The sequence below is a fragment of the Enterobacter sp. KB-280D8 genome (assembly GCF_041399405.1).
GTDB classification, from domain to species: Bacteria; Pseudomonadota; Gammaproteobacteria; order Enterobacterales; family Enterobacteriaceae; genus Enterobacter; species Enterobacter cloacae_N.
On record NZ_JBGKEC010000031.1, the window covers coordinates 1 to 607 of the forward strand.

General features: G+C 55.4%; 1 protein-coding gene. It reads right to left on the reverse strand.

Annotated elements, in window-relative coordinates:
* A partial coding sequence (locus AB8818_RS22875; protein ID WP_371200038.1) for a phage tail protein occupies positions 1-607 on the reverse strand: 607 nt, incomplete at both ends.

Consider the following 607-nt stretch of genomic DNA (forward strand, 5'->3'; position numbering starts at 1 on the left):
CGAGAAGGTGCCATTATCGTTATCGCTTACGCTAACAACGCGATACTGCTGAGCGTAAAGTTCGTCAGATTCCACCACCCAAACAGCTTCGGCCTGTGGCGTCTCACTGTATGCCGTGGTGACTGTGACTGATTCACCGTTCACGGCCTGAATGGTCCTGCTCTGCGACGCTCCGGAAGGTAGGTTGAGAATAAGGCGATCACCTGCTGCCGCATCTGCCACGCGGTCAAGTTTGATAACGCGACCGTTAACGGCGCTGATGCGGCCGCCCATAACCTTTCCGGAAAGCAGCTCGTCTGCAACGGCTATGATGTACCCCGGCTGCGGAATGTTTCCGTCCAGCCCAACATCAAACGAAACAACGCGATCCTTGTTGTTGGTGAGAATACCCCAGCGCCCCTTTCGGTTAGCCTCTGACTGTCTGGTGCAGCCGATGGCGGTCATTTCCAGTTGGTTAAAACCGTACCGCGCAACCAGCGCCTGCTCAAATACCAGCTCCATCGCATCGGCGTAGGCATTACCGGGATCTGACCACGACACTAGCGCCGTGGTATAGCGGGTTTTCGTGGTGCTGCCCGAATAGGTAAAACGCCCTTCAATAACGTTT